The 8,624-nt window shown below is 41.0% G+C and carries 8 protein-coding genes; 1 reads left to right on the top strand and 7 read right to left on the bottom strand.

Annotation, left to right across the window (positions count from 1 at the left end; genetic code table 11):
* Nucleotides 1–148: 148 nt before the first annotated feature.
* The 4 genes from BET01_RS20275 to BET01_RS20290 all read right to left on the bottom strand — a co-directional run bounded on the left by BET01_RS20275 (nucleotide 149) and on the right by BET01_RS20290 (nucleotide 4,961).
* The gene (locus tag BET01_RS20275; protein WP_120198686.1) at nucleotides 149–1,003 is read right to left on the bottom strand and encodes a MurR/RpiR family transcriptional regulator; all 855 of its coding nucleotides are present in this window, start codon (nucleotides 1,001–1,003) and stop codon (nucleotides 149–151) included.
* Nucleotides 1,004–1,071: 68 nt separating this feature from the next.
* On the bottom strand, nucleotides 1,072–1,986 hold the full coding sequence (locus BET01_RS20280) for a DMT family transporter (protein WP_120198687.1): 915 nt from the start codon (nucleotides 1,984–1,986) through the stop codon (nucleotides 1,072–1,074).
* Entirely contained in the window at nucleotides 1,949–3,511 is a 1,563-nt protein-coding gene (locus BET01_RS20285) for a metallophosphoesterase (protein WP_120198688.1), read from the bottom strand. The genes BET01_RS20280 and BET01_RS20285 overlap by 38 nt, the downstream gene beginning before the upstream one ends.
* 280 nt (nucleotides 3,512–3,791) lie before the next feature.
* Nucleotides 3,792–4,961, bottom strand: coding sequence for an SAM-dependent methyltransferase (locus tag BET01_RS20290; RefSeq protein ID WP_120198689.1), 1,170 nt, complete (start codon nucleotides 4,959–4,961; stop codon nucleotides 3,792–3,794).
* A gap of 138 nt (nucleotides 4,962–5,099) precedes the next feature.
* Between BET01_RS20290 and BET01_RS20295 the strand changes: the two genes are divergently transcribed.
* Nucleotides 5,100–5,999, top strand: coding sequence for a DMT family transporter (locus tag BET01_RS20295; protein WP_120198690.1), 900 nt, complete (start codon nucleotides 5,100–5,102; stop codon nucleotides 5,997–5,999).
* Here BET01_RS20295 and BET01_RS20300 read toward each other — a convergent pair.
* From BET01_RS20300 to BET01_RS22365, 3 genes are all read right to left on the bottom strand, one after another.
* Nucleotides 5,977–6,579 carry a 4'-phosphopantetheinyl transferase family protein gene (locus BET01_RS20300; RefSeq protein WP_120198691.1) on the bottom strand — a complete coding sequence of 201 codons (603 nt, stop codon included), beginning with the start codon at nucleotides 6,577–6,579 and terminating at the stop codon, nucleotides 5,977–5,979. The two genes, BET01_RS20295 and BET01_RS20300, sit on opposite strands and share 23 nt — an antisense overlap.
* Before the next feature lie 17 nt (nucleotides 6,580–6,596).
* Complete coding sequence (locus tag BET01_RS20305) at nucleotides 6,597–7,244, bottom strand: MBL fold metallo-hydrolase (RefSeq protein WP_120198706.1); 648 nt, start codon at nucleotides 7,242–7,244, stop codon at nucleotides 6,597–6,599.
* A gap of 101 nt (nucleotides 7,245–7,345) precedes the next feature.
* Nucleotides 7,346–8,407, bottom strand: coding sequence for a GNAT family N-acetyltransferase (locus BET01_RS22365; protein ID WP_330513305.1), 1,062 nt, complete (start codon nucleotides 8,405–8,407; stop codon nucleotides 7,346–7,348).
* Between the last annotated feature and the right edge of the window lie 217 nt (nucleotides 8,408–8,624).

The following is an 8,624-nucleotide window of genomic DNA, read 5'->3' on the forward strand; positions in this document are numbered from 1 at the left end:
TATACAACATACAAAAGCAAACACCCGGTTATTTTGTGCTTATTGCTAGGTTTTTATCCAACTTAAAATCTGTTTCTGAAATAAAGAAAAAAAGAAGGAATGCACCTTATAAAATGCATTCCTTCTTTCCGAATTTAATTGTAGTAATTTACTTTTTATCTTCATAGATGGAGAGCTCATGGCGTCTGATGTGATCATGAGAATCCTTTTTGCTGACAGATAGTAATAAATATAAAATCTCAATCACCGTAGTCGCAGACACTCTGGAAAAACAAAATTCTCCAAGAAGAAGTTTTTCCCTGGTCGCCGTCGTAATGTGATAATCGCATACTTGACCAAGAGGAGAGGATGGATTGTTTGTTATGGCAATAATAGGCGTATGATTTTCCTTCGCTACTGCTGCGAGGGTCATTAGACGCTTGGAAAAACCGGAATTGGAAATGATAATAACGGCATCCCCTTCTTTTAAATTACAGGTAAACGCCATCTGGGTCTCCCAGATCGTACCGGAGACTGCGGCGATCCCAAGTTGATTAAACTTAAAAGAACCATCCATTGCCACTGGAATGGTGTTACCTACTGCCACAAGCTGAACCGTTTTTGCACTTTCTATTACAGTTAAGATCCGTTCAAGCTCTTCTGTATCCATCATGGTAATGGTCTGAGTGAGTTCTGCAATTTTATTTGCCAATATATTTTGAAGAGACTGGGATAGGTTCTCTCTGCTGATGTCATTGGATACCTCAACAGAATTTCCCCTTTCCTCTGCAATCTCTTTTGCAAGATTGATTTTCAAATGGTGAAATCCGTTAAAACCACATCTTCTACAAAACCTGGAAACCGTGGCATCGCTGGTACCGCTTGCCAAAGCCAGCTCCGCTACCGTCATATCGATCATTTCACTTTTATGAGCCAGTATGTAGTCTGCAATCTTTTTCTCCGCTTCAAAAAAAGAATCATAAGACGAACAGAGCACTCCTGACACACTGATGTTTTCCTGCATATACAACCCACCTCTCATGTAACATTATTTCATGATTATATCATGACGCGAAATAATATGTAAAGGGGTTATCTTTTTTTGCCCATAGTAAGGAGAAAGATTGTGGAAATAATGCAAGCAAACCCCATAAGATCCATGGGACCAAATCCCACCTTTAATAGAAGAGCAGAAAATACAGTGGCAGATACAGGCTCCACGGAAGCAAATAAGCTTCCCCGCTTTGGCCCCACCCATTTTACTCCTTCTAAGTAAGCCACAAATGCAATAATCGTACCAAACAGGATAATAAAACCCAGTCCTCCAATGACTGCCCCGTCTACCTTCACCTCCATGGTCCATGGTCTAAAAAACAGACAGAGGAGAATTCCTCCTATTAACATCCCCCATCCAGTTACCACCATCGAGCCATATTTTGCTAATAACGGTACAGGATGTACCGTATATACAGCAAGAGCTACTGCCGAACAAAGTCCCCAAAATAGGGCCTGATGAGAGATCGCAAGACTTCTTAGGTTTCCATGAGTCGCTAACAAAACAGTTCCCACAACTGCCAGTAAGACTGCAAACACTTCAATTTTTTCTGGTATCTTCCCAGTTCGCAGGGAAACGTAAAGTACAATTAAAACAGGTCCTATGTATTGAAGCACGGTAGCTGTTCCAGCATTGGACTGGCTGATGGCTGTAAAATAAGTATACTGGCACATGGACATGCCAAGCATGCCAAATACCATAACGTCAACACCGTCTTTTGGAACCTTAAAGATATCAAATATCTTCTTTCCGTCCTTGATCAGACAAACCGTAAGAAGAATGATTCCCGCCAAAAGTAGGCGAATGGGAATCAGCCAATCAGAGGTAAGTCCTTTGTTCTGCATTAGATATTGGCCACAGGTTCCTGAAAGCCCCCACAAAATCCCACCAAATAAAGTGAGTAGACACCCCCTCTTAAGATTGGGGACTGATGTCATTTCCAATTCCGTCATTTCTCCTCCCATATTCCAGAACCGACTCCCATGTATTAAAGTCGCTTTTGGTATCTCTTATCATCTCATTTATTTCAGCAAAAAGCTTGCTGTCTGGTAAATTCCGTTCCCACAGTCTGTAAGCCTCTTCCGACCGTACCCACCCAGCATCTACAGGTATCCCAGCACAATAGGCGCGGTTTATATTGGAATAAAGACCAGCCATCTTATTGCGCTGTTCCTCCGGCAGATTTTTTAGTTGATCATAAACCTGACCGCTAACTACTTCATTTAGAAAATCCGCACCGTATTCCTGAAACCTTAGCAAATTATCATCGGTAATGGAACAATCTTTTGCCCACTTGGCTACATCAAGTTCTTTTGTGGTATAGGAAATGCCATTGTTTTTCGTCCATGTTAAAAGCCCATACTGAAACGGCGAAATAGCAAGTGAATCTGCCACCACCTCATTGATATGATAACCTTCCTCCATGACTCCAGGTCTTGGCTTATGGGTTTTAGTCCTTTGTAGATGCAGATGACCGCTTATGTAAAGGGGGACCCGGTAAGACTCCAGAAGTTCTATTACATCTTCACTGTTTTCCAGAGTGCAATCCATTGGATAGCGGATGCTTTCCTTTAAAAGATTATGATGCCCAATGGTTATTACATTGACAGAACGTTTCTTTGCCTCCTCTAACTGAGTCTTCATCCAGATAAGGGTCTCTTCTCGAATCCGTCCGCCTACCTTATTCTCTGGCACATACTGGGCAGAATCAAGCATAAGCAACCAGTTATATTCGTCCAGCTCATATACATAACTAAAAGAAGCTTCATCACGGCTTATTCCCTGGTCATAGCCAAAGCGACTGTAAATACGGTAAAAATCATCTGGAGTCACAATTTCTGACGGTTCCCTGTCTTTTCCCATATAGGAGGCAGAATTATAATTGTTGATGTCATGGTTTCCTGGTATTACTAATACCTTGACTCCTTTTTCTTCCAACAAATTTAGCTTTTTTGCCAGTGCCTCATGGCCTTTCTTTTCCCCATTTAAAGTGAGATCTCCGGTTAGGATAACAACCGATGGTGAAAGTCCTTCCATCTCTCTGGTAAAGGAGTCCATGAGTTCTGATATGTAATGAACCACTTTTCCATCATCGCCTTTTGCCATGGTCCAAAATGCCTTACCATAATCCGTAAGTTCTGGGGAATAGTAATGCACATCCGATGCGATTACTATGGAAGGCGGCTTGTACTCTTTCACTTCTTCTGCCATAACAGCAGGAGCCTGTATTTTTGTTTCCTGACTGATTTCTATCTTTTTAACTCCGGTGGTTGGAACCATAACAATCTCTTCTGAAGGTTCTGGTTCACTTTCTTTGACAGGATCTTTTAAAGGTTCCATTATCGTATCACCGGGGGGCTGATTTTCATTGTGTATGGGTAAATTCAGTCTGTCAACTACTGCCACAATGCCAAGGCATATAAGAAACATAACCGAATAAATCAAAACTAAAAGGGTGTTTTTCTTTCGTTTATTCATAATTGACTAAATTAATCCTCTTCTTTTCCATATATCCTAAGGAATCATACCACTTATTTAAATATACGGCAACCATAGAATCACAAAAAAACCATCCCTATCATGCGGTAACAGGGATGGTTTTAGGAGTCTTGATCCTTCTTAAAGCCAAAGAAGGTAGTTATCAGAGGATTGATCTGATGTATCGGATATTCACACGAAGTTAGCGCACGCTAACTTAAAATAATTTATCATACAGCAGACAAATCTGCAAGCTTTTTTTCGATCATTTTTCTCAGTATTAATACCAGCGGGTCATAGGAATCTGATTATTCACTCCCTTTGATACAAGGATCTGGTGAAGATCAATGATCCCGTTATGAAAGGTAGCTGCACAGGCATTTAGATAAAGGTCCCACATTCGTACAAACTCAGCTCCCATCTTTTCTTGGATCTCTGGCCTGTTTTCATTAAAATTACGTTCCCAGAGGCGCAGTGTTTTATAATAATGTCTGCGCAGACTCTCTACATCCAAGGTGTAAAATTGATGATCACTTAAAATATGAATCATTTCTCGTAGGCTTGGTACCATTCCCCCAGGAAAGATATATTTCTTCATCCAGGGATCACCTGGGTATTCTTTTAAAGCACTAATATAATGAAGCAAAAATAGGCCGCCTGGTTTTAAAACAGCCTCAGCATTTTTGACAAACAATTCGTAATGCTCCCTGCCTACATGCTCTACCATTCCTACGCTGACTACCCGGTCAAAGGTCTTTCCGCATTTTTCTAAGTCCCTGTAATCCATTAATTCAACAGAAACCTTTCCGGTAAGACCCTCCGCTTCGATCCGTTCATCAAATATCTTTTTTTGCTCCTTGCTTAGAGTGATGCCGACTCCATTTACCCCATATTCCTTAGCCGCTCGTATCAGAAGGTATCCCCAACCGCAGCCAATGTCAAGAAGTGTCATATCCTTTTTCAAGCAAAGCTTTTGTAAGATCCGCTCCACCTTGTTGCATTGAGCTTCATATAACGTATCTTCCTCTGTTTTAAAATAACCACAGGAATAACTCATAGTATCGTCCAGCCAAAGACTATAAAAGTCATTGCCGATGTCATAGTGGGATGTGACCTCTTTCTCCTGATTCTTTTTTGACTGGGAAGAAAACATTAGCTTCTTAAGCTTTGAATGATCCGAAGAGAATTTGCCCATCTGACCAAGGAAGTGATCCAGAGCTTGATACAGATCTCCTTCTATGTCCAGATTCCCTTTCATATATGCTTCCCCTAACGCTAGAGAAGTACTGGTAATCAGTTCGTTGTTTCCAATATCTTCTTTTAGATTCACAAGAAATGTAGGATTTCCCTCCCCAATATGATGAGTCTTACCATGGAGTTTCACATCAAAAGGGTGTTCATCAAATCTTTGTAGAAAAGAAATCAAAAAATTGTCTGTAATAAGTTTCATGGCTTTTCCTCCTGTTCATTTTAGCCTTACCAAGATTCTAGCCACAAATTCATTGTTTTATAAGACAATTCAATCTTTCTGTGATAAAATCAGTACAACCATTAACAAAAACAACGTTTTAACAGGAGTACACACATCATGAACAAACAAAATCATCTTTACGGGCATCTCGCCTGCGCCTTCTCTATCTTTGTATGGGGAACCACCTTTATATCCACCAAAGTTTTGCTACGGTCATTTACCCCTCTCGAAATTCTTTTCTTTCGTTTCATCATCGGTTATGCCGCTCTTTGGATCGCTTGTCCCCGTATTTTAAAAATAAAAAGCATAAAGGAAGAAATCTGCTTCGCATGTGCCGGCTTATGCGGAGTTACTTTATATTTTCTAATGGAAAACTTTGCTCTCACCTATACCCTTACTTCCAATGTAAGTACGATAATCGCCGCTGCTCCTTTTTTCACCGCTTTGTTCGACTGGATATTTCTAAGAGGACAAAAACCGGGAATCCGTTTTATGGCCGGATTTATTACCGCCATAGCGGGCATTGGCCTAATCAGCTTCCAGGGAAACAGTGTTGTAGAACTTAATCCCTTAGGAGACTTTTTGGCACTTTCCGCCGCAATTACCTGGGCTGCCTACTCCGTTTTCACAAAAAAAATAGGGGAGTATGGCCACGGAACCATAGAAGCAACAAGACGCATATTTTTCTACGGCCTATTGTTCATGATCCCTGTATTGGCGATTCTTCCCATTCGCTTTGATTTTGAGAAAATTAGCAATGCATCAAACCTGCTGAATTTTCTGTTTCTAGGACTTGGTGCTTCCGCTCTTTGCTTTGTCACCTGGAACTATGCCGTAAAAGTTCTTGGCACGGTTAAAACCAGTGTCTACATCTATGCAGTGCCAGTGATCACAGTTATCACCTCTATGCTGGTCTTAAACGAGAGCCTGACCCTGCAATCCTTTTTTGGAATTATATTAACTCTGATTGGACTCATAATCTCAGAGAACAAATTTAAAAAACAAGCTTCTGCTTAACCTTGATTTCCTTAATTTCCTCATCGCTTGCCCTACATACAGATAGGATATATTCTTCATCCACACTTTGCTGAAAAAAAGAAAAATTAGGAATGGAGCAGATGGGATTTCCCTTATCCCTTAGAGTAAACGATACGGCAGATAACGACATGGCAATTCCGCATCCAACCGCTTTCCCATAGCTTTCCTTTAACGTCCAGATACGAAAAAAGTACTCTGGGCGTTCTTTTATTTCTAAACTCTCAAGAAAATCCCTTTCGGCATCTGACATCACCTTTCTAAGAATTCCATCATGAAAAGGACGTATCCGCTCTACATCCACCCCAATTTCTCCATCTGAAAAACCACAGATTACCATACCATCCGTGTGACTGACGTTATAATGAATATGGGGGAAATCTTTTAGGTATGGCTTTCCGTGAACTCCAGCGGCATACGAAAGATCTTCTAGTTCCATCTCGCTCAAACCATACGTTTCCTTTAACCCTAAAAACAGAAGTTTTTTCCCCAGCTCATGCTCCCACTCATATTTTTTCATTCCTTCTGGTACTTCCATTTTTGACAGATAGATTTCTATCATCCTCTTTTATCCTCTTTTTAGATTTCGATCCGACTCCATTCCCGGTTCTCTACTGGATTTCCGTGACCAAAATATACCTTTCTTGCTCCAAGAGCGCTGATTTTTAGCGCACTCTCTATCATCTTTTCCCTGTCCCAATAAATCATAGACAATCCCGGGTAGAAAAGATTCATAAGAGCATCTCCCGTAATAACAAACTTTTCTTCTATATCAAGCCCAATGGACCCCCTGGTATGTCCGGGAAGCGCCATAACTGTGGCATCAATTCCATAATCACTTAGACAATCTCCATCATCTAAATATAAATCTGGAACAAACTCTGGTATCCGGTTCTTTTCTAAATTTCTTTCTGCAACCTCCGCCACCAGCATGGCCAAAAGACCTTGATGGGATATCGGTTCTTTCCGGTTATCCCTTAGCAAGGAATAATCTTCCTTGTGCATCGCCACAGGAACCTGAAGCCTCTCTTTTAGAAATGACGTATTTTGTACATGGTCAAAATGCCCATGAGTCAAAAGTATGAGTTCCACCTTTGTCTTTTGGCACATATTCAGTATCTTTTCTTCCGATCCCAGCCTTCCTGTATCCACAAGAATGGCTCTTCCGCGGCTTTCGATCAGATAGCTGTTAACGCAGCCGCATCTGATTTGTTCTATCACTGCCATCTTTCTTTCCTCTCTCCAATACCTTAGCTTTACATCCCCCCGCCAAAACGGCATTATGCTATTATTCATTGTATTGAAGGTAGGCCTTGTATATTCCACCTTTAGATCCATCTTTTTCGATAAATACAATCAATCACTCCGTTTTCCGTTTGCATGGAAACAAGTTTTAAAAGCTGCTCTTTCTCCATCTCCCGAAATAGTCGGATTCCCTTTCCAAGAAAAAGGGGCATTATAGTAAGATGGTATTCATCAATAAGACTTTTTTCCATCAACCCACTTACAAGTTCTGCGCCTCCGCATATCCAGATTCCTTTTCCCGTCTGTTTCTTTAATTTTCCAAGCAGTGATTCCAAGGATTCTCCTGTAAAATAAATCCTAGGCTTGTCCTTAAGCTCCTTATGGGTTATCACATACGTTTCCTTGTCTGGATACACCCATTCATCAGGTGATAGTTCCGTCACTACTTGATGATACGTATTATAACCCATCAAGACCGTGTCCACCTGTTTTGAGAATGTTTCATAACCATAATCCCCTTCGTAAGAAGGATCTTGTCCCATGAGCCAGTCTACTTTTCCTTTTTCATCTGCAATGTATCCGTCTAGACTGATGCCTATATATAAGATAACTTTTCTTTCTAACTTATATTCCAACTGACAGTCATGGGGCTCTCTCGTTACGTGGGCTTCATCGTATTCCTTTGCTTCCATACACCCCATAGCTTTATAAAACGCCTGAGTCTCCACCGAGGACTGGGCGGAGATATAGAGGTTCTGAGCTCCTTTTAGTCTCGCCCACTCTGAAACCATATGAAACAAACGACGGCCTGTACGTTTGCCTCGCACATCATAAGATACATGAATATTTGATAAATCCAGGTAATTTTTGTGTTTCCCCATAAACACACCTTCAACAGAGGCAAACCCCTTTAACTCACCGTGATGAAAGGCTCCAAACACAACACCTCCCGTATGAATGGTGATTTTAAGGCAGCGGACCAACACCTCATAATCCTCATCCTGCCACTGTTCCGTAAATGGATTCTTCACCGATGACCAAACTCCATTTACCTTCCTCACACACTCTTTCACTTCCTGATAGCGGTTAAATTGCTGGAAAAGTTCTTTGTTTAACTCCGAAATGTTAATCTCTCTATATTCCATAGCCTTCTCCTAAGTCCCACGTTTTATAAAGCATACCATTTTTCTACGTTTTCTTCAATTCCTTTTCTTCACAGGAACAAAGAGTCTGGCTGCCGGACTCTAGCTCTAACATGCTGCCACGTTAGGGACAATCTTCCTATTATATAAATAAGTGTCTTCGACACTTCAACTCCCCTGCCCCTCAATCTTGAGGGGATTTGGGGTTCCTTTTTGTATC

It is taken from the genome of Lacrimispora algidixylanolytica (assembly GCF_003609635.1).
GTDB classification, from domain to species: domain Bacteria; phylum Bacillota; class Clostridia; order Lachnospirales; family Lachnospiraceae; genus Lacrimispora; species Lacrimispora algidixylanolytica.